The organism is Rhizorhabdus argentea (assembly GCF_037861105.1).
Lineage (GTDB): Bacteria > Pseudomonadota > Alphaproteobacteria > Sphingomonadales > Sphingomonadaceae > Rhizorhabdus > Rhizorhabdus argentea.
On record NZ_JBANFK010000039.1, the window covers coordinates 1 to 20,039 of the forward strand.

General features: G+C 58.9%; 16 protein-coding genes and 1 pseudogene. 12 read left to right on the forward strand and 5 right to left on the reverse strand.

Annotated features, from left to right (window positions below; all coding sequences use genetic code 11):
- The 5 genes from AAC645_RS19725 to AAC645_RS19745 all read left to right on the forward strand — a co-directional run.
- A partial coding sequence (locus AAC645_RS19725) for an adenylyl-sulfate kinase (RefSeq protein ID WP_340318304.1) occupies nt 1-167 on the forward strand: 167 nt, incomplete at its 5' end.
- A gap of 2 nt (nt 168-169) precedes the next feature.
- Entirely contained in the window at nt 170-922 is a 753-nt protein-coding gene (locus tag AAC645_RS19730) for a 3'(2'),5'-bisphosphate nucleotidase CysQ (RefSeq protein ID WP_422785867.1), read from the forward strand.
- A 370-nt stretch (nt 923-1,292) separates the two neighbouring features.
- The gene (locus AAC645_RS19735) at nt 1,293-3,236 is read left to right on the forward strand and encodes a DUF3604 domain-containing protein (RefSeq protein WP_340318290.1); all 1,944 of its coding nucleotides are present in this window, start codon (nt 1,293-1,295) and stop codon (nt 3,234-3,236) included.
- Nucleotides 3,237-3,286: 50 nt separating this feature from the next.
- Nucleotides 3,287-4,189: a peptidylprolyl isomerase gene (locus AAC645_RS19740; protein ID WP_340318291.1), complete on the forward strand. Its 903-nt coding sequence runs from the start codon at nt 3,287-3,289 to the stop codon at nt 4,187-4,189.
- Nucleotides 4,186-5,175 (forward strand): HupE/UreJ family protein, encoded by a 990-nt coding sequence (locus AAC645_RS19745; protein ID WP_340318292.1) that lies wholly within the window; start codon nt 4,186-4,188, stop codon nt 5,173-5,175. The genes AAC645_RS19740 and AAC645_RS19745 overlap by 4 nt, the downstream gene beginning before the upstream one ends.
- Nucleotides 5,176-5,563: 388 nt before the next feature.
- On the opposite strand, the gene AAC645_RS19750 is transcribed toward AAC645_RS19745, so the two are convergent.
- Complete coding sequence (locus AAC645_RS19750) at nt 5,564-6,445, reverse strand: LLM class F420-dependent oxidoreductase (protein ID WP_340318293.1); 882 nt, start codon at nt 6,443-6,445, stop codon at nt 5,564-5,566.
- 335 nt (nt 6,446-6,780) lie between these two features.
- Here AAC645_RS19750 and AAC645_RS19755 point away from each other — a divergent pair, with 335 nt between their 5' ends.
- From AAC645_RS19755 to AAC645_RS19770, 4 genes are all read left to right on the forward strand, one after another.
- The gene (locus AAC645_RS19755) at nt 6,781-8,037 is read left to right on the forward strand and encodes an MFS transporter (protein ID WP_340318294.1); all 1,257 of its coding nucleotides are present in this window, start codon (nt 6,781-6,783) and stop codon (nt 8,035-8,037) included.
- Between the two features lie 749 nt (nt 8,038-8,786).
- Nucleotides 8,787-9,239, forward strand: coding sequence for a hypothetical protein (locus tag AAC645_RS19760; RefSeq protein ID WP_340318295.1), 453 nt, complete (start codon nt 8,787-8,789; stop codon nt 9,237-9,239).
- A gap of 1 nt (nt 9,240) precedes the next feature.
- Nucleotides 9,241-11,328 carry a TonB-dependent receptor plug domain-containing protein gene (locus AAC645_RS19765; protein ID WP_340318296.1) on the forward strand — a complete coding sequence of 696 codons (2,088 nt, stop codon included), beginning with the start codon at nt 9,241-9,243 and terminating at the stop codon, nt 11,326-11,328.
- A 34-nt stretch (nt 11,329-11,362) separates the two neighbouring features.
- Nucleotides 11,363-13,156: a methyl-accepting chemotaxis protein gene (locus tag AAC645_RS19770; RefSeq protein WP_340318297.1), complete on the forward strand. Its 1,794-nt coding sequence runs from the start codon at nt 11,363-11,365 to the stop codon at nt 13,154-13,156.
- 121 nt (nt 13,157-13,277) lie between these two features.
- Here AAC645_RS19770 and AAC645_RS19775 read toward each other — a convergent pair whose 3' ends face one another.
- The 4 genes and pseudogenes from AAC645_RS19775 to AAC645_RS19785 all read right to left on the reverse strand — a co-directional run bounded on the left by AAC645_RS19775 (nt 13,278) and on the right by AAC645_RS19785 (nt 15,611).
- A complete protein-coding gene (locus AAC645_RS19775; protein ID WP_340318298.1) occupies nt 13,278-14,159 on the reverse strand; it encodes an SDR family NAD(P)-dependent oxidoreductase in 882 nt (293 codons plus the stop codon).
- Nucleotides 14,160-14,499: 340 nt separating this feature from the next.
- Nucleotides 14,500-14,922 carry a hypothetical protein gene (locus AAC645_RS19780; RefSeq protein WP_340318299.1) on the reverse strand — a complete coding sequence of 141 codons (423 nt, stop codon included), beginning with the start codon at nt 14,920-14,922 and terminating at the stop codon, nt 14,500-14,502.
- Nucleotides 14,923-15,120: pseudogene (locus AAC645_RS20550) on the reverse strand (TetR/AcrR family transcriptional regulator); the annotation flags it as partial.
- 218 nt (nt 15,121-15,338) lie between these two features.
- Nucleotides 15,339-15,611 carry a hypothetical protein gene (locus AAC645_RS19785; protein ID WP_340318300.1) on the reverse strand — a complete coding sequence of 91 codons (273 nt, stop codon included), beginning with the start codon at nt 15,609-15,611 and terminating at the stop codon, nt 15,339-15,341.
- A 75-nt stretch (nt 15,612-15,686) separates the two neighbouring features.
- On the opposite strand from AAC645_RS19785, the gene AAC645_RS19790 reads away from it, so the two are divergent.
- The 3 genes from AAC645_RS19790 to AAC645_RS19800 all read left to right on the forward strand — a co-directional run bounded on the left by AAC645_RS19790 (nt 15,687) and on the right by AAC645_RS19800 (nt 20,004).
- The gene (locus AAC645_RS19790; RefSeq protein WP_340318301.1) at nt 15,687-16,577 is read left to right on the forward strand and encodes a cytochrome P450; all 891 of its coding nucleotides are present in this window, start codon (nt 15,687-15,689) and stop codon (nt 16,575-16,577) included.
- 93 nt (nt 16,578-16,670) lie between these two features.
- Nucleotides 16,671-18,932, forward strand: a complete 2,262-nt coding sequence (locus AAC645_RS19795) for a TonB-dependent receptor (protein ID WP_340318302.1) — start codon at nt 16,671-16,673, stop codon at nt 18,930-18,932.
- Nucleotides 18,933-19,221: 289 nt separating this feature from the next.
- On the forward strand, nt 19,222-20,004 hold the full coding sequence (locus tag AAC645_RS19800) for an oxidoreductase (RefSeq protein ID WP_340318303.1): 783 nt from the start codon (nt 19,222-19,224) through the stop codon (nt 20,002-20,004).
- The last annotated feature ends 35 nt before the right edge of the window (nt 20,005-20,039 follow it).

A 20,039-nucleotide genomic window follows, 5' to 3' on the forward strand; every position in this document is an offset into this window, starting at 1 on the left:
GCGACGTCAAGGGCCTCTACAAGAAAGCCCGCGCCGGCGAGCTCAAGAACTTCACCGGCATAGACTCGCCGTATGAAACACCAGAGAATCCGGAGATGCATATCGACACTGCAAACATGTCCGCCGAGGAGGCGGCCGAACTTATCGTCGCGAGGCTGATCCCATGAGTATGACGGATGCGGAACTCGCCGCGCATCTGGCCGAGGCGGCCGGGCGTATCCTGATCGAGGTACGTGCCAGCGGCATGTTCTCGCCCAAGGCGCTTGGCAAGGCCGGGGACCAGACGGCCAACCAGTTCCTGGTGCGCGCGCTGCGTGAGCAGCGCCCGGACGACGGACTGCTCTCCGAGGAGGAAAAGGACAATCCGGAGCGGCTGGAAAAGGCACGGGTGTGGATCGTCGATCCGGTCGATGGTACGCGCGAATATGGCGAGGCGCGGCCCGACTGGGCCGTTCACGTCGGCCTCGCGATCGATGGCGTGGCGATCATCGGGGCGGTGGCGCTGCCGGGCATGGACCTTGTGCTGCGCTCGGACAGGCCGCAGGCGCTCCCACCCGCGAACCATCCGCCGCGCATGCTCGTCAGCCGCACCCGCCCCGCCAAGGAAGCGGTCGCGGTAGCGAAGAAGTTGGGCGCGGAGCTGCTCGAAATGGGCTCGGCCGGAGCGAAGGCCATGGCGGTGGTGCGCGGCGAGGCCGAACTCTATGTGCATTCGGGCGGCCAATATGAATGGGACAGCGCTGCCCCCGTCGCCGTGGCCCATGCGCATGGCCTGTTCTGCTCGCGCCTCGACGGCTCGCCGCTCCTCTACAACCAGCGCGATGTCTACCTGCCCGATCTCATCATCTGCCGCCCGGAATATGCCGATGCGGTGAAGGACGCGCTCGCCGTGACGGCCGAAGAAGAGGCCGCGCGCGCTTGACTGGAGGGGGGCTCTGAACAGCCCAAGCAGCGCCCCCCAAGCATCTCCTCGTCTCACGCCTATTGCGCGACCATTACAGGTTGCGCGGCGACACTCTCTTCTGGCGCTTCGACCGGATGAAGATGACAGTCATCGACGCCCGCGCTTCGCCGCGAGGGCGGCGATGGTAGAAATAGCAATGTCCTCGCGGGATCAGGTTTAGCGAGTCTGGGGAGTATACCGAGAGATTTGCGAGATCGGGCAGCTGGGATGGACATGAACGGTCATCGGGCACATGTTTTTTGAGGTTTCTTGGAATTAGATTAAACTAGAAAACTGTTTCAGGCTCCGTTCGTGACAGCCATGATATGGCTGGAGAGGATGAAAACTGATGGCGACGCACGATTTGGTGCTGAGGTGCGGCAAATGGGCGACTTTGGCGGCCGTGTCGGGTGGATTGCTGCTTGTCGGTGGAAAAGCTTTGCTCGCCGAACCGAAGGAAGCGGTGGTTGACGTAGCGAATTCTGCGAAGGCCGACCCCTTCGCTTCGACACCTTATTCTCCGCCGGTTCGCTTTGCGAAGGAAAATACCAATCTCTATTGGGGCGACACGCACCTCCACACCAGCTACTCGGCAGATGCGTTTGGATTGGGTAACTTCACGGTGGGCCCGGAAGAAGCCTACCGACTGGCCAGAGGCGAGGAAGTCTCCTCCACGAGCGGCTTGCGCGCGAAGCTGCGTCGTCCGCTCGATTTCCTGGTGGTATCCGATCATGCCGAATATATCGGCGTTTTCCCGCGGCTGGCCAAGGGCGGCAGCACGGAAGGCGTTTGGGAACAGGGCAAGCGCTGGAGTGATTTGCTGAAAGCAGGCGACGTCAAAACGGCGATGAACGAATTTTTCCAGATCCTCCGGGCTGGCGGCGCAAGCTCTCCCGAACCTGCTGCACTGGTGAAATCGATATGGCAGGACGTCGTCAGGAACGCAGATCGGTTCAACGATCCCGGTCATTTCACGGCGCTGATCGGTTACGAATGGAGTTCGACGCCCTCCGGTGACAATCTGCACCGCAACGTCATCTTTCGCGATGGTGCGGACAAGGTCATGCAAGTCGTTCCTTTCTCGTCGCTGGACAGCACCGACCCTGAAAAATTATGGGCCTATCTGAAGGCGTATGAGGCCAGGACCGGCGGCCAGGTTCTGGCCATTCCCCATAATGGCAATCTCAGCAACGGGCGCATGTTCCTGCCGCAGACCTTTTCGGGCCAGCCCTTTACCGCTTCCTATGCGCGCGATCGGGCGCGGTGGGAGCCGGTCTATGAGGTGAGTCAGACCAAGGGCACCAGCGAAACACATCCAACCTTGTCCCCGACCGACGAATTCGCCGGTTTCGAACTTTGGGACACCACCAATGTGCAAGGGAGCGTTCGCAAGACGCCGGCGATGCTGCAATATGAATATGCGCGAAAGGCGCTGAAGGACGGGCTGCGCTTTGAACAGAAGCTGGGGGTCAATCCATTCAAGTTTGGCATGATCGGCAGCACCGATTCCCATACTGGCCTGTCGACCACGGCCGAGGACAATTTCATGGGCAAATTGCCCAATTCCGAACCGTCCGCCCGGCGCTACGCTCTGCCCTTGGTCCAGACGACGAAGGAAACGGAGTGGAACTGGCAGATCGGCGCTTCGGGCCTTGCGGCGGTGTGGGCGAAGGAAAATACACGCGAGGCCATATTCGATGCGATCAGGCGCCGGGAGGTCTATGCGACCACCGGTTCGCGCATTCAGTTGCGCGTCTTTGGCGGGTGGAATTTCGCGAAGTCTGACGTGATGCGTCCCGACTATGTGCATATCGGCTATGAGCGAGGCGTGCCGATGGGGGGCGACCTGACGCGCAGTCGGGCGGCCAAGGCGCCAGTTTTCATGATTGCCGCCGCCAAGGACCCCGACGACGCCAATCTCGACCGTGCCCAGGTGATCAAGGGCTGGGTCGACGCGAAAGGCGAGACGCACGAGAAAATCTATGACGTTGCCTTGTCCAATGGCCGCAAGGTGAATCCGAAAACCGGCAAGGCGCCGCCGGTCGGCAGCACGGTGAACGTCGCCGACGCGTCCTACACAAACAGCATCGGCGCGCCCGAACTGGCGACGGTATGGACCGATCCTGATTTTGATCCCAACCAACGTGCCTTCTATTATGTGCGCGTGCTGGAAATCCCCAAGCCGCGATGGACCGCCTATGATGCGAAATTCTTCAAGGTGAAGATGCCCGCCAATATCCCCATGACCGTGCAGGACCGCGCCTTCAGCTCGCCGATCTGGTATAATCCATGATCCTATCCGCGGTACGCGGATCTCGTAGGGTGGAATAGGCATAAACAAGCATGACTGACCTGATCATTCGCTTGCGACGGGAGCCGCTTGTCTGGTTCCTGTTTGCGGGCTTATCCCTCTTTGCCCTGCATGCGGCGGTCAGCCCAGGCGACGACACCGCCGCATCGCGAGTGATCGAGGTCGATCGAGCGAGCCTGCTGCGATTCCTGCAATTGCGCGCGCGCTCGTTCAATGAAGCCGGCGCCGGAAAAATGCTCGATCAGATGTCGCCGCCCGAGGTCGCGGCCATGGTCAAGGACATGGTGCGGGAAGAGGCGATGTATCGCGAAGGACTGCGGCTTGGCCTCGACAAGAATGACTATGTCATGCGACGGCGGCTGGTTCAGTCTCTGGAATATCTGGCGGAGGACGACCAGACGCAGGTCAGTCTTCCGGACGAAGCCACGCTGAAGCGCTATTACGACGCCCATCGCGACCGCTATGTCGAACCGCCGTCTATCAGTTTTTCCCACATCTTCTTCAGCGCCGATGTGCATGGATGGGACGGTGCGCGGAAGCTGGCCGACACGGCCATGGCCGCTTTGAACAAGGGCGGCGATCAAACAGGCAATCTCCGCGCCGACCGTTTTCTCTACCTCTCGAACTATGTCGAACGAACGCCGGAGATCGTCGAGAGCCATTTCGGTCAGGACTTTGCCGAACGATTATTCGCGATGGCCGCGCAGGGCGAGCGCTGGCAGGGTCCGCTGCGTTCTAAATATGGCTTTCACGTCGTCAATATCGTCCGCAAGGATGCCGGGCGTCCTTTGCCCTTTGCACAGGCGCGGGCCCTGATCGCGGATGATGCGGCAAAGGATGCCGGAAATGCCCGCCGCGAAGCCTTTGCGCGCGGCCTGATCGCGCAATTCCATGTGGACATCGGCCGCGATGTGCAGAAGCTGATGCCCAAATGAACGTGGCCCGCTTGTTGCTGGCCCTGATATGCCTGTTGGCCGGGATGGCGCCCGCCAGCGCTCATGATGCGTTCCCACTGCTGATCAATGTGCGACAGGCAGGCGGCGCGCTCTTTTCCGTGGATCTCAGGCTACCACCATCCTACCCTGAGCCCTTCAAACCCAGCGTGCAGATCGACAAGCAATGCACGCGGGTCGCCGGTGCAGGCCATGATGGCGGAACCGATCTTTACCGATGCCCGCGCGGACTGGGTGGGGCGTTGCGACTGATCTATCCCGGCTCGGCACCTGCGGTTCCCGGACTCGTCCGGATCAGCTGGGCGTCGGGTGAGTCCCGGTCCCTGCTGCTCAAGCCGGGCGAGACCAGGGTTGCGTTGCCGCAGCCCGAGAGCAGGGCGGGCGTTGCCGGGCAATATCTGCGCCTGGGTATCGAACATATTCTGACGGGCTTTGACCATCTGCTTTTTCTGATCTGCCTGCTCTGGCTCGCGGGCGGCTTCAGGCGCATCCTGCTGACGATCACCGGTTTCACCGTCGCCCATTCGATCACGCTGGCCCTGTCGGCGCTGGGATGGGTCGAGGTGGCCGTGCCGCCGGTGGAAGCGGCCATCGCCTTGAGCATCGTCTTTCTGGCGGTGGAGATCTATAAGGGGTCGCGCGACACGCTAAGCTGGCGTTATCCCATCGTCGTATCGAGCAGTTTCGGCCTGCTCCATGGCTTCGGCTTTGCCGCAGTGCTGGGCCAGATCGGTCTGCCGCAGACCGAACTCGTCACCGGGCTGCTCTTCTTCAATATAGGCGTGGAAATCGGCCAGTTGATATTCGTGATGGCTGCGATCACGCTTTACCTGATCCTGCGTAAAGCCTGGGCGCATATGCGCCTCAGGGCCAATGCGCCGGTGATCATGCGCCATGCCAGCGCGGCGGTCGTCGGAACGCTTGCCTCCTACTGGTTGGTCGAGCGCACGGTCGCGCTGTTCGGCTGATCTGAATATTGGCGGGAATGTCGCCAGCGGGGTATCCCAAAAGCTGGGGCCGATCACTTTATACCAGTTTGCGCTGACTGGAACCTGTGGAGCCGCTTCTCTTCAGGGGAGAGGCTAAGAGCCGCGGCCACCCAACTTGGTATTACACGTCGGATGCCGCGCAATGTCGCGACGAGAGCCTCGCATGTTTACGACTGGGTGTACGCTAAGGTCCGGCAAAGACCGCTGTTAGAGATAGCGAGGTCAGTGGAAGACGCGGCTAAGGGACAAACTGCCACGCGTGACGGCAAGCGTATCTGACGCTCGGACGCATAGATGGCGCGCCGCCCAAGCTTTTCCCATAAAGCGCTCATTTCGGCACGGCGAGCGGCTTCCGCGGCCAGCGATATCATATCGAGGCCGATTCGATGGCCCGAATAGTGTCCATTGCAGGCCCGAACATCGCTTCAAGCTTTCCAACCGGATCGTCGCCCAGCGGCATGACCGTGATCGCGTTCACGCCCACAGCGCCATAGTCTTCGGCCGCACGCAGCATATCCGTAGTTGTCCAGCTATCCTCGGCCATGACCAGCGTCGTCACATCGATGGTGCCGATGTCCCGCCCCAATGCGTCGCAATGCTGCCGCAGCACACCGATCTTGTGCGCCACTTCAGCCGGGCTGCCGAAAAAATTGCAGGCGTCGGCATATTGGGCGACCAGGCGCAGCGTCTTGCGCTCCCCGACGCCGCCTATCATTATGCGGGGACGAGGCTGGGAAACCGGTGCGGGATAGCACAGCGTCTCGGCCAGCTGGAAATGCTTGCCATCGAAGCGCCCATCGTTGTCGCTCCACATCTGAAGGCAGATTTGCAGGGTTTCCTCAAGCTGTTCGAAGCGTATGGCGACCGGGGGGAAAGGTATACCCAGGCCCTTATGCTCGCGTTCATACCATGCGGCGCCAATCCCCAGTTCCGCCCTGCCGCCCGACAGCACGTCAAGCGTTGTCACGATCTTCGCCAGCGCCCCAGGATAGCGGTAGGTGACGCCGGTGACCAGCAGACGAAGGCGCAGGCGGCTGGTGAGGGCGGCGACGAAGCCCAGGGTGGTATAGCCCTCGAGCATGGGATCTTCGGCAGGCGCCACATTGTCCATCTGGAAATAATGATCCATGAACGATAGCGCGCGAATACCCAGCGCCTCCGCCCGCCTTGCAAGATCGGCGACACGGGGCCCGATGTTTTCGGGGCCGCCCGCCCAGTCAAAACGCGGGACGTGAAGATCTACTTCCATGATTAGAAACTCCAAGCTGGCTGCGCGTGGGCGGGGTGATGACACACGAAAATACAGACAAAACGCAACTGCGCACACCCGCAAGTATTTCATGCGCCGTCAGCGACAGTCAATCCACGAACCGGAAAAATTGAGGGGCTTCCCTTGCGGAGCTGGATCAGATCATGCCTCTCCGGTCAATGGGTCCTGAGCCTAGTCACGGTATCTGAAGTAGGTCTCATTGTTTTTTGCGGAAGTAAATTGCGCCTCGGCGAAATCTCAACTAACGGCTAGCATTAGAGCGGCACCGCAAGCCTGTGAGCTTTGGGCAACTGCCGAGCAGCGAGAGGAACCCGATGCACACACCAACCGATCGGTCATTCTCGGGATGGAGAGTGGTCCTGCCGTGCTTTCTCGCGCAAACCCTCTCTGTGGGCTTCGCCTTTGGATCATTCGGACCGCTGCTAGCCAGCACCGAGCAGCATTTCGGCGTGACCCGCGCTGTCGCGGCCACGGGAATGAGCCTGATCACGCTGGCAATCGGCGGCCTGTCTCCCTTGATCGGGGGGCTGCTGCAGAAAATCCCCGTGCGGAGCGCGATGGTCGCCGGCGCGGCGCTCAGCGCGGTAGGCTATTGGGGCCTTGCCCTCCTTCCTTCGTTCAGCCTCGCGCTGGCGATGTTCGCCTTGATCGGCGCAGGCGTGAGTCTGCTGGCCATATTGGGCCCGCTGACGCTGATTAACCGATGGTTTATTTCAGACCAGGGCAAGGTCCTGAGTATCGTAAATCTGCCGATTGCGCTTTTCGTAGTCCCTTTCATCGTCGCCGAGCTTCTGTCGGAATATGGGCGGTTTATGGTTCTGGGAGGGATAGGGACGATCTTCCTCCTGTTGATCCCCTTCCTGCTGCTGATCGTGGAGTATCCTGGACGGATCGGTCAGGCCCCCCGCGGGACAGATATGGGCTCAAGTGGCGCAGCCGCCCAGGGGCCCGCCAAGGCCCCTCCGCTTTCGACGCGCGACCTTCTTACCAGCCCGCCCTTCTGGCTGCTGTCGGTTGTAATCGGCGTGATATCGGGATCGGGTACGGCGTTCGTCGTCCATATCGTTCCCTTCGGCATGGAGCGGAATCTGTCCCTGCAGACAGCATCGGGGTTGCTTTCCGCCTATGCCGGCGCCGGAATTCTCGGGACTTTGTTCTTTGGATGGGTAACGGACCGCATCGGCCCTCCGGCCGCACTCGTTCTCGCGACTTTATGCGAGGCCCTGGCGTGGTGGGGACTGCTGTATGTCGCGGGCTTGCCCTTGTTCGCGCTTGCGGCGCTGATTGGAATATGCGTGGTCCCGGTTACGACGCTGCACGGCGCCGCACTCAGCAAGCTGGTGGGGGCTGCGAGCGTCAGCCGAGCGATGGGGATCAGCTATGCTATCATCCTGCCCTTCATTTTCGGCTTCGCGCCGCTGATCGGCTTCCTGTTCGATCACGCGGATGGATACGGGCTGCCTTTCCTTATGACCGCGGGCATTGTCGCCATTGCCTCCCTGTGCTCCGTGCTACTGATCTTCGCGGCACGTAAGCAGAAGCAGTTATTCGAAACGGTGGCGATTCCCTGACCTCGTTTGCACGCAAAGTGCTCATCTCCACCATCTGGCGGGGTCGAGGTAAGCGGCTCCGCGCGCGCATGACGGCCGTCTTCGGCACCCCGCTCCTGCGTTCTGCTGACGATCGAAGCTGCTGTTCGATTGGAAGCCGCTTAGTTTCGTGCCCGTCATATTCTCGGTTCTGGTTGCGCTTGCCTCACGGCCGCTGAGGGTTCCGATCTCAGCGAGCCGATGATCGATCACCTGCGACTCCAAAGTCGCGAAGTGGTGGATACCGGACGATTTGTCTCTACTCATCCTCGTTCTTGACCGACATATTGTTGCCGGCAAAATATGAGGTGCAAGGTTCCACCCCCAGCAGGACTCTTCTGCTAGTGAGCGTATCTGGCCTCCTGAAGATCGGGGGCATGAAACGATAGACAAGGTTGAGCTCGAGCAAGTCGCTTGGTACGGCTGTTTTCCGGCCGTCCTGCGTTCATCTCTGGACGCGGTCAAAGATGCGGGACCCGCCAAAATCATGCCCGACACGCATAGAGCGGGTCAAGATTGATCGGCTCCACAATCCTTGTGGTTAGGGTGAGGCCGCTCGACCAGTCGTTCAGGATATTTTTACCAAACTCAGCCAATATATTCTGCCAATGGCAATTCGATTAGGGCCTGTCCATTGCTAAGGAGCCGCATTGCCTAGAACCAGTTTTTCATGGCTATACGTGGCTTCGGCCCTGGCTGGCCTTACAACGGCCCAGCTGGCTCCGGCGCAGATGGCGCCCAACAACGTTCTTGCCGGTGCGCGCGTGCTTTCGTTTCTGCAGCCGGCACTTTCGGGTTCCGTTACTGCAGCGATCGTTTACCAACCCGGTGACGCCGGCTCGGAAGCCGAGGCGCAGACGATTGAACACGCGTTGGGCCGGGGCCTGGTCATAGGCTCGCTGACGCTCAGACCTAAAATGGTTTCGGCCGACGCCCTAGGCGGCCTTGCTGAAGCAAAGGTCGCTTTCGTGACCCGAGCAGCCATTGGTCGCCAGGTCGCGTCAGCGGCCGCTCAGCGCTCCATCGTCACAGTCAGTTCCGATCCGGGTTGCGCGCAGGCCGGCCTCTGCGCTGTTTCGATCAGCTCCGGGTCCAAAGTCCAGATCATCGTGAGCAAAGCAGCGTGCAAAGCTTCAAAGGTCAAATTCGGCGCGGCCTTTTTGATGCTGGTGAAGGAAATCTGACATGCCGATCCATTTCGCTTCACCAAAGAGAATGACGATGATTTTAAAGCGCGGCCTTGCTTCATCGATCTTCCTGCTGGCGCCTACGGCCGCCCTCGCCCAGAGCGTTAATTATGCGGAACTCGAGCAGTTATTCGACGAGCCTGTCACCACCAGCGTCACCGGCAAGCCGCAGCGCGCGTCCGAGGCGGCCGCCTCGATCACGATCATCACCCGGGACGATATTCGCCGGTCACCGGCTCATGACATTCCCGGCCTGATTCAGGCCTATGCCGGGATCGATGTGGCGCGTTGGACCGGCGGCCAATCGGATGTTGCGGTGCGCGGCGGCGTTCAGACATTCAACCCGCGCCTGCTGGTGATGGTCAATGGCCGGCAGATCTATCTCGACCATTACGGCATGACCAACTGGGCGGGTATCAGCGTCCAACTCGAAGAAATCCAGCAGATCGAGGTTGTCAGGGGGCCGAACAGCGCATTGTTCGGCTTCAACGCGGTCTCCGGCGCGATCAACATCATCACAATCAACCCGCTGCAGTCGCAACAGGCAAGCGCAATTGTCGAAGGCGGCACAGCCGGCCAAGTCCGGGTCTCGACCGCTGCCGCATTCAAGCTGAGCAATTGGCTCGGTCTGCGGCTTTCCGGCGGCTATGAAAAATTCAAGGAACTCGAAGGAGCCGACGCGTCCGAGCTGGCGTCCCAAGAACCCGGTATCGTCTTTAAACCGGAGCACAAAGAACTGTCAGGCGAACTCGTTGCCAGAATCGACGATATGACGGGGGCGGGCCTCAGCCTCGATCATTCGGATAGCCGTCGCCTCGAATTCTCCTCGGCGCTGTTCTCCAGCCCGCATCATTACAAGTTCAGCTCACTCGGCGCGCACGTCTCGCACGATACGGGCTGGGGAATGGTTTCGGTTCATGGCTTTCGGAATTGGTCCGACATCCGAATCCCACTCCCATCCCTGAAGACGGAATTAACCTTCCATAACAGGGTTTTCGTCGCGGGCGGCGATGTGCTGGTTCGCTCTGGCACTAGCGATACGCTTCGCTTTAGCGTGGAATATCGCGACAACCAGCTAAAGACTTTTCCCGGCTTTCCGGGGCTGACGCGATACAAGGGCTATGCTGGCGGCGCAATGTGGGAACACCAACTCGACGATTTCCTCGTGCTGACCCTCGCCGCGCGCCTCGACCATCTCACGCTTGGGCAGGCCGGCGCCGATAAGATACCGTCCATCTTTACCCAAGCGGATTACAACCGCTCGTTGACGGACTGGAGCGGGAACGGCGCCTTACTGTTTCGGCTGAGCGACGCAAGTTCCCTTCGCCTCGCAGCGGCGTCCGGAGTCCAGGCACCGTCCCTCTTTTCGTTCGGAGAGGCCGCGGTCTTCCCGATTCCTGGATTGCCCGTACCTGTCGTGTTGACGGGGAATCCGTATATCAAGCCAGCGCGGATATGGAGCGCTGAACTCGGCTTTTCGCGCAATTTTGCGGCGATCGACAGCCATCTCGAACTGACCGCCTTTTATAATAAAACCGATAATTTGATCGCCTCCCCCACTTTGCAACAGCAGCCGAGCGCGGCCCCGCCTGCATATCCCTTTTTTCAGTGGACAGCGGGCAATGTCGGCTCGTTCGAGGCCTATGGCCTGGAAGCGGCATTGAGCGGCAGGATTCGGCGCAACTGGCACTGGATGGTCAACTATAGCTGGACCGGGAAAAAGCAGGACGTCCCCGGCAATGCCAACGGTATGTTCCAACACGGGCTCGCGCTTGCAACAGGGACACCCGCGCACAAGGTAAAGGCGCAGCTCAGCTATGAGCATGGGCGGCTGCTTTCTACCGTGGCGGCGCGTTATCTTTCGAAGACCGAACAGATCGTCCAGTTGAATCGTGTCCCCGGCCAGCCACTCGGGCTGGTAGCTGTCCCCCAAAGTCTGGCAGTCGATGCAAAGATTGCCTTCAGTCTAACCTCAACAGTGACGCTTTCCGTTGCGGGTGACAATCTCACCGGTGCCGGCGGCGCGGGCATGTCGCCTGTGCCGGCCGAACGGCGCCTGCGCGCCAGTGCCCAGGTCCGCTTCTGATGAGTCCCCTGCAACTCCCGAACGAGGAGCGGTCATGAACCGCACAAGGCGCCTTGCCGACTGGCCGCTGATCGTGAAGTTCGGCATCGCGCCGGCACTCGCCCTTGGCCTGCTTTCCCTGATGGCGGTGATCGAGATATCGGTGCTGCGTGGTGTCCGTGACGTTACACGACACATCGTGATGGTCGACATGCAGGATTCGGCTAAGTTGGCCGCTATTGAAGCGAAATTCGGGCGGGCAGACGCTGACCTGTCGGGGCTTGTGAACAGGGTGGCCGCCAATTCGGGAACAGTGGACGTCACTGTCCAGGCGGATGCTATCAAAGCGACGCTAGCCGACGTCCGTCGTGATCTCGGAGCCTTTCGCAATACCGAAGCCGGCCGGGCCAATCGGGTACGCATCGATGCCATCCTGCGCGACATAGACAAATATTCGCAGGCAGCAGACGTCGTGACCTCAATGCTTGCGATCGACTTCGCCAGCGCTGCATCGATGTTGGAGTCCTTTCACAAATATTCCGAGCAAGTCACAACGAACATCGACCATATCACCCGGAGCGGGATCGCCGATTCCAATCGCCGCGCCGAGGCGGTGAGTGACGATGTTGAAGCGACGACGGCGATATTTTCAACGCTTGCCTTGCTGGCGGTGCCAAGCATCGTAGTAGCGTCCCTCCTTGTCGGCCTTGCCACCGTAAGGTCGATCCGCAGCATCGCCGATGCCACCACCCGCTTGGCAGCGGCGGATTATGACATCGACATCAGCAGCCTGCATCGCCGTGATGAACTTGGTGCCGTGGTAACGGCGCTAGATACTTTTCGCGGAAACGCGCTTGAGGCGGCCCGCTTGCAGGTGGATCGCGAAGAACAGCGCCGTGTGGCGGAGGAGAGCGAACGCCGCCGAGCTGAAGAAAAGAAGGCCGCGGAGACAGCACAGCGGCGGCGCGATGAGGAAAATAGTAAAAAAGCTTTGGAAGAAAAACGGGCGATGCTCGACACCCTTGCACACGAGTTTGAGGAAAACATATCGGCTGTGATCGAAGCGGTCAGCCATTCAACCGAAGGCCTGCTCGCAAATGCGGAACAACTTAAGTTAAGAGCCGAGCAGACGCGCCAGGAATCGACCGTGCTTGACACGGAAAGCGGGCAAATGGCGCTATCGATGCAGGTCGCCGCGTCGGCGGCAGACGAGCTCATGATGTCCTTTGCCGAGATTGGTCGCCAGGTACAGAGGTCGTATCAGGCCGCCTCGACCGCGCTCCAGGAAGCGGAAAACGCACGAGGAAGGAGCGCTGTCCTCGCGGAGGAAGCCGAAGCCATCGAGACGGTTGTCGGCGCCATCAATCAGATTGCCTCGCAAACCAACTTACTCGCGCTCAATGCGACAATCGAGGCTGCGCGCGCGGGCGAGGCTGGCCATGGCTTTGCGGTCGTTGCCGGAGAGGTCAAGACCCTCGCGGGGCAGACCGGCAAAGCAACCGATCAGGTTCGCGGCCAAATCAGCAGCATTCAGGCATCCGCCAACGGGGTCGTCGATGCCACCAGAACGATCAACAGCATGCTCGAACAATTGAATGAGATTGCATCCGCGGTCGCCCGTTCAGTCGAGCAGCAAGTACGGGCGGGGACCGAGATCACGGGCACCGTCGTTTCCGCGCTCCACAAGACCGATCAGCTGGTGAACGCCAGCGGACATATTCGCTTGTCTGCCGATCAGAACAGCGGTGCCGCAAACGATGTGCGTATAGCCGTCGGCGAATTGCAGACCCATTTTCGGCGCCTTCGGTCTGACGCCGAACAGTTCGTCCGCCATATCCGGGCCGCATAATGGCCGACGTGGCCCGATACAGCACCACCAACCTTCAGGTCGGCAAGTGCGGACATATCTTGAAACCCTCAAGGGGCCGCCGCTCAGCTACCGAAATTACAGATCCTGACCCTAAACGGGTTCAGCCAGCTTGCTCTACCAAACGGTTTCCGGGAAGCAACTGGTTGAAGACAGTATCCATCTCCAAATCGGATGATGTTCTGCGCATTTCCAGAAGTTCCACAGCATTTCCCACGGTATAGCGGGTTTGAGGCACCTCTGCTTCAAGCGCTTCGATGATCGTTTCCGCAACCACATCCGGCGAAACCGCTACAGTGTCAGCTTTCTGGGAAAATGCCTGATGCTGGGCGAAATAGTCACCATAGTTGCGCCTGCCCTGTTCATTCAGTTGCGCGAGTCCCCTTTCGAGTTGCGCAGCGAAGCCATGAACCATGGCAGTCGCGATTGCACCGGGCTGGATTAGGGTGACAGGTACGCCCCATTGGCCCGCCTCAAGGCGCATGGTGTCCACTAGTCCCTCCAACGCATGTTTGGAGGCAGTGTAGTAGCCAAGTAGCGGAAACGCTATTTTGCCTGACATGGAACCGACGAAGATGAATCGGCCTTGGCTTTCCCTCAACTGGGGGAGGGTCGCCTGATAGACGGCAAGATTGGAAACCGTGTTGATTTCGATTGTACGACGGAACACATCTATCGGCGTCGTCTCCAAGGGACCTGAAGGGTTGACGCCTACGCAACTGATCACGGCAGTAAGCGGTCGGTCATTTAGGTCGAGCGCCTCTTTGACCTGTGCGATGCCGGCGTCCGCCGAAGAGAAGTTAGCGATGAACAGATCCGCTGCGCCGAAACCATCTTTTTTCATATCATTCAGATCGGCTTGATCCAGCGCAGACCCAAGCACCTTATAGCCGCTGTTGAGCAACTGCCGTGTGAGGCACCGTCCCACGCCTCCAGACGCGCCGATGACAAGGATTTTGCCAGATTGTTCTGGATTTACGGACATTGCCTGCTCTCTCCTTCGAAATTGAAACTGTGCCGCTCCGCGACTTACCGATCATCAAGGCGGCTGCTTGCCTACGCTCACTGAATATCGAAGTTACTTCGAGCATGAGCGGAGCATATTGAAACCACAGCATTCTCACCATACCATAGCCACTATTTCCTATAGCGAAGCGGCTTGTAGGGGAAGAGTTTCGTTTGGCCCAAGGTAAAGGGTGAAATTTCTTACTTCTTTACCGTGGGAGGGAACGATTGTCTGACTTAGCCTCAGGACCTATTAGATTCCTTCCCTCGCGCAAGTCGATGCGGCGCGTGCGCCCGACCGGGCAGCACCCGACAGTCTCTCAGGCCCTCGCGGGTGGCGCCAGAATGCCGCGTAGCACAAATTCACATCCAGCAATAAATTGCGGGTCTCTGGAGGGATGCGTCCCGCTATGGATCGCAAAGGCCCGCGTCACCGCAAGCAGCATGTCGGCACGCATATCGATTTCATTTTCCGCGCAGCCTTCCAGCAGAGAGCTTAATATCTTGCGGAATTGATCGCGAAAAAGGCGGTCGACGCGTGCGACGAACGCGGCGAATTTAGGATTACGCGCCGCTTCCGCCAGCGTTTCCAGCGCGAGTGCCGCTCGATCATAATCCAGCATCCACAAAGTATCGTTCATAAACTCATTGATGACCAGGTCGACACTGGGTTTGCGCGTGCCGCGCAATCGCGTGAAGCGCGCCATGAAATCCTCGAAATCCCGCTCGACCAGCGCGATCATGATCGCCTCCTTCGTGGGGAAATATTTATAGAGGTGGCCGACGCCCATCCCGGCTTCGGCGCATATGCGGCTAATGGTTGCGGCATGGAAGCCCTCCTTGCGGACGCAGGCGCGCGCGGCGTCGAGAATCTGCGTTTCGCGACGCCTGAATCGTTCTTCCCGTCGCGCCTTAACTGTCGTCGAGCCTGTCACTTTCACCTCTATGCTGCCTCATCGGGACTGACGCGGAAAGTAGCAGGCTTTACAGAATTCCTGGGGCTACAGAACGATAAAAAAACTGGAGTGACGACTCACACTATTTTGTTGACTTGCGGATGGATCGGATGCAACTCGCCCAAGTGGCTTCGTCGGCGCAGCTTGCATGAGGCAAAAATACCGCTCGCTTAGGAGAACGAGAGACCATGATCCCGGCATCTTCACCCAGCTTTGCTGACCCGGAAATTCAGAGATGTCCCTTTCCGTTCTATGATAAGTTGCGCGAGGAACAGCCGGTTTTCCACGATCCGGTTACGGGTCATTACGTGCTCACCCGATATGATGATGTCCGCAAAGCGTTGCTCAGCCCCTCGGTACTCAGCAGCAAGACGCCCTTTCTGGGTGATCGCTGGAGCCCGGAAGCGAATGCCCTGTTCGCGAAGGATGGCTGGTTGCCGATGGACACGTTGGTATCCAACGACCAGCCCGAGCATCGTACATATCGTACCCTGGTCGACAAAGTCTTCACTCCTGCCAAGGTGAAGGGACTTGAACCGGCGATCGACGAGATGATCGCGAAGCTGATCGACGGCATCATCGGCCGCGATGAGATCGATTTTCTCGAAGATTTCGCTATTCCGCTCCCGATGTTCGTCATCGCCGACCAACTCGGCGTGCCACGTGAGGATCGGGCGACATTCAAGTACTGGTCTAACGTGGCGGTGGAAACGACGGGTCCACTCACCCCCGAGCGCCAGCTGGAACTGGCGCGCGTCATAATCGAAATGCAGCAATATATGGCGATCCAGATCGAACGGGTTCGCATCACCCCGGACGACATGCTTATCAGTCGGTTGGCCAATCTGGATACTGACGGACGCCGCCTCACCGATCAGGAACTTCAGAGTATCGTCTTCCAGATCCTGCTTGCCGGCAACGAAACGACCACAACTACGCTGGCTTCGGGCATGCGGCTGCTGATCGAACAGCCCGCACTCGCGGATGCGATCTACGCCGATCCGTCGCTTGCCAATGCTCTGATCGAGGAGGCTTTGCGCACTGCCACGCCGCTGCAATGCCTGTGGCGCACCGCATTGGCAGACACTCAGTTTGGCGACGTGACGATTCCCGCCGGGTCTATCGTAGAACTGCGCTTTGGCGCGGCCAACCGCGATCCGGCCCAGTTCGCTTGCCCTGCCGATGTCGATCTGCATCGCAAAAATGCCAGCAGCCATTTGGCGTTCGGTGCGGGCATTCATGTGTGCATCGGCAATCAGCTAGCGCGGGGCGAACTGCGCCTGGCCTTCCAGGCGCTTACACGTCGTATGACGAACTTCCGGTTCAGCCGGGGTGATGCCAGCTGCCTTCCCCTAGAGGGATACGCACCATTCGGCTTGCGAGAGCTCTGGATGTCGTTTGATCCGCGCGGCGCCGACAAGCCGCCTCTCATGGCCGGATGAGATCGCCTATGCGGTTCCCTAATCTCTATCTGGACTTGTAACGGATTTGCGTCGGCTTTTAATTCAATAAAAATCTACATTTAGGGGAATGAAATGAAAGGCTTTAATAAAGTTCGAGCTGCATTGCTTGTAACCGCCGCTTTTGCGACGACGCCCTCGCTCGCGCAGGCCGGTTCGGCTGCTCCGACCGATGCCCCTAGTGCTGCAGGCGTTTCGGCGCCCAGTGCGGAGGAAACCGCGGATACGGCAGATATCGTTGTAACCGCTCAGCGGCGTGCTCAAAACCTGCAGAATGTCCCGCTTGCGGTAACCGCAATATCCGCGGAGACTGCTCAGAATCTGGGCATACGAAATGTCGTCGACGTCGCCGCGATCACGCCCGGCGCGAGCTTCGGAACAGGCGCGAGTGGCTTCTTCCAGGCGTATATTCGCGGTATCGGCGCCGCCACGGTCTCTGTGGGATCCGAAATGCCGGTGGCGATCTATGAAGACGGCGCCTATATGGTTCGTACTATGAACTTGTACGAAGTGCTCGACAACTTCGACATCGCCAATATTCAGGTACTGCGCGGTCCCCAAGGTACGCTTTATGGACGCAACGCGACCGGCGGTGTGATCATCGTCAACTCAGCCGATCCGACCGATGCATTCGAGGGGCGGTTTCGTGGTGAGTTCGGGAATATCGAACACCGCCGACTTGATGGCATGGTTAATTTGCCGCTTGGCGAAGATCTGGCGCTCCGCGTAACCGGAAGCTATAGGCATGAAGGCGGGTATATAAAGAACCTCAGCGCTCCGGATGCGGAAATTGGCGGCGGACGGAGTTACAATGCGCGGTTCAAATTGCGTTGGCAGCCTGAGGGTGCCGATATCATCCTGGGTGGCCAGTACCAGAACACAAGGTATCTTCACGATATCGATATTTCCGATTCGCAAGCGCCGATCTGTTTTGGCTGCACTTTGACGGGTCAGGCCAACCCAACAGGCTACTTTACCTACAACAAGACACCGTTGCCGCCAATTACTTCGAAGGCATGGGGCGCCAACCTCAACATGACGTTTGACCTTGGCGAGTTTGATCTCAACAGCACCACGACTTATCGTCATCAGGACAACCGTAACAGTGCGTCGGACTCAGATTATTCTTCGGCGGACCTTCTTGTATTTACCGTCCCCAAGTCTGGCGGCTCGACTTTCACTCAGGATTTTCAGCTGACATCAAAGTTGTCTGGCCCCCTGAATTATATCTTTGGCCTTAACTATTTGTATGACAAGGGGATTTTTAATCCCGTGTTCGTAGGCTCGTTTTTCCCGCCGCAGAATGGCCAGCTCCCCGGTTTTGCAAACACGGCCAAAACAAAGTCCTATTCAGCGTACGCAGAGGGATATTATGATCTTACAGACCAGCTCAAGGTGACGGTCGGTGGCCGCTATACCTATCAGGAGCGGAGGCTCTATGGTGACACGAACGCCGCATTTGGCGCCATCGTGGGTACTGGTCCTTTCACTTTTGTAGAGCGCGGTAGTGAGCGTGCATTTACACCGCGTTTCGTACTCGCGTGGGATGACGGCCCGACCAACATATATTATAGTTTCACGCGTGGTTATAAAGCTGGTGGTTTCGCCGGGCCGGCATTGTTCCCGGTGGCTGAGATCAAGCCCGAGAAGATTTTCAGTCACGAAATCGGTATCAAGCAGCGGGCGTTTGGCGGCAAAGCCACTTTCAACGCGGCTGTATTCTACTTCAAGAACAAAAATCAGCAGACGCAAACATATGATCTTAATGCAGGCGGAACAGTCACCAAGAATGCGGGGGCCCTGGAGAATTACGGCATCGAGGCGGAGGCCCAGCTGACGCCGATGAATGGCCTCCATCTCGGGTTTTCCGGTGCGTGGCAGCACGCGCGGTACAAGCCTTTTCAAGGTGCCGCGATCGTCTGCTACGATCCGACGGCTCCCGCGGGTGGTCCCGTACTCTCTAACTGCAGTACCATTCTGACCGGCCGCGCTCCTCCTCAGGCGCCCGAGTGGAAAGGCTCTGCAAACATAGCCTACGACTTCAACATTGCTTCCTGGACTGCCAATCTCAGCGCGCTGGCGGAATATCGGTCATCTATCGATTTCTATCCCGGGGCTGGCGGAAATTTGAACCACGACAGGGATCCGGGGCGTGTTCTCGTGAATGCATCGGGCTATATCAGCCCTCCCGGTGCCAATCTCCGGATCGGGTTCTACGCAAATAATGTTTTCAACAAGAAGTACTGGATCAGCGCATTCACGAACGCGCCCTATGGCACGGCGTACGAACCCGCACTTCCACGTACATATGGCGTTCGTATCGAGTATAAGTTCTAGCAGGATTTGAGTAACTCCCCTGCTTTTATGATCGAGGCGCCTCTCCCTTGCATTGAGGAAGAGGCGCCTCACCATTTGAATGTCGACCACTAGCACTGCCTGGGATACTGCGCCGATGTGCATTTTACGTACGCTACGATCGAACGAACGAATGCAGTAACCCAAAAATGAGATGGCGAGAAAGTTAGATGGCCTACACCCACGTCGACAAGCCGATCCGGCTTGGGAATCTCGAGATCAAGAACCGGACGTTCCGGCCGGCACATGCACGGGGATCGGCTGGGGTATTATGAACGACGCGCTGATCGCCTATCATGAAGAGCGCGCGCGCGGTGGCATCGGCCTCATCATCAGTGAGATCGGTTCGGTTCACCCGTCGACGCCGCATAGCCTGAACATCTACAAGCCCGAGATCGAGGACGGGATGCGCGTGTTCGCGGAACGCCTCCAGCGACACGGCACCAAGGTTTTTCAACAACTCTGGCATGCGGGCGCCGCATTTGGTCGGCCCGACGGCTCGCCTCCGTGGAGCGCATCCGACATTCCCAATGTCGCCATCGGCATTGTTCCCACGCCCATGACCAAAGGCATGATCGACGAAATCATTGGGGCCTATGCCGATTGCGCGCGCCGGATGGAGCAATATGGGCTGGACGGCGTCGATATACATGGCGCGCACGGCTATCTGCCGGCGCAATTCTTCTCTCCCAACAGCAACAAACGGGAAGACGAATATGGCGGCAGCTTCGAGAATCGCGCGCGCTTCATCATGGAATTGATGCGCGCGGTGCGGGGCGCGGTGTCCAGGGATTTCGTCGTCGGCATCCGGGTCGGTACCGACCTTATCGAAAACGGCCTCAGCATCGAAGACTATCTGCAGGGCACACTGCAGGACTCGACCGTGCTGCCAGCCGACACGGTAGTGCTGGTGTCCAGCAATCGCCAGATCCGCGACGTTTTCGAAGCGCTGCGCGATCGTTTGGCGGATATCCACATCGTAGGCGACGCGAGTTCGCCGCGCTACGTTCAGACCGCGATCCGCGAGGGCCATCTCGCGGGCGCGGCGGTCTGATCAACAAGGAGAGAGGCATAATGTCAGGCCAGAAA

Excerpts from the sequence above, each read along its gene's own strand:
- AAC645_RS19730 (WP_422785867.1), top strand. The coding sequence starts at position 170 with ATGACGGATGCGGAACTCGCCGCGCATCTGGCCGAGGCGGCCGGGCGT.
- AAC645_RS19735 (WP_340318290.1), top strand. The coding sequence starts at position 1,293 with ATGGCGACGCACGATTTGGTGCTGAGGTGCGGCAAATGGGCGACTTTG.
- AAC645_RS19740 (WP_340318291.1), top strand. The coding sequence starts at position 3,287 with ATGACTGACCTGATCATTCGCTTGCGACGGGAGCCGCTTGTCTGGTTC.
- AAC645_RS19745 (WP_340318292.1), top strand. The coding sequence starts at position 4,186 with ATGAACGTGGCCCGCTTGTTGCTGGCCCTGATATGCCTGTTGGCCGGG.
- AAC645_RS19750 (WP_340318293.1), bottom strand. The coding sequence starts at position 6,445 with ATGGAAGTAGATCTTCACGTCCCGCGTTTTGACTGGGCGGGCGGCCCC.
- AAC645_RS19755 (WP_340318294.1), top strand. The coding sequence starts at position 6,781 with ATGCACACACCAACCGATCGGTCATTCTCGGGATGGAGAGTGGTCCTG.
- AAC645_RS19760 (WP_340318295.1), top strand. The coding sequence starts at position 8,787 with ATGGCGCCCAACAACGTTCTTGCCGGTGCGCGCGTGCTTTCGTTTCTG.
- AAC645_RS19765 (WP_340318296.1), top strand. The coding sequence starts at position 9,241 with ATGCCGATCCATTTCGCTTCACCAAAGAGAATGACGATGATTTTAAAG.
- AAC645_RS19770 (WP_340318297.1), top strand. The coding sequence starts at position 11,363 with ATGAACCGCACAAGGCGCCTTGCCGACTGGCCGCTGATCGTGAAGTTC.
- AAC645_RS19775 (WP_340318298.1), bottom strand. The coding sequence starts at position 14,159 with ATGTCCGTAAATCCAGAACAATCTGGCAAAATCCTTGTCATCGGCGCG.
- AAC645_RS19780 (WP_340318299.1), bottom strand. The coding sequence starts at position 14,922 with ATGATCGCGCTGGTCGAGCGGGATTTCGAGGATTTCATGGCGCGCTTC.
- AAC645_RS19785 (WP_340318300.1), bottom strand. The coding sequence starts at position 15,611 with ATGCTCGGGCTGGTCGTTGGATACCAACGTGTCCATCGGCAACCAGCC.
- AAC645_RS19790 (WP_340318301.1), top strand. The coding sequence starts at position 15,687 with ATGATCGCGAAGCTGATCGACGGCATCATCGGCCGCGATGAGATCGAT.
- AAC645_RS19795 (WP_340318302.1), top strand. The coding sequence starts at position 16,671 with ATGAAAGGCTTTAATAAAGTTCGAGCTGCATTGCTTGTAACCGCCGCT.
- AAC645_RS19800 (WP_340318303.1), top strand. The coding sequence starts at position 19,222 with ATGAACGACGCGCTGATCGCCTATCATGAAGAGCGCGCGCGCGGTGGC.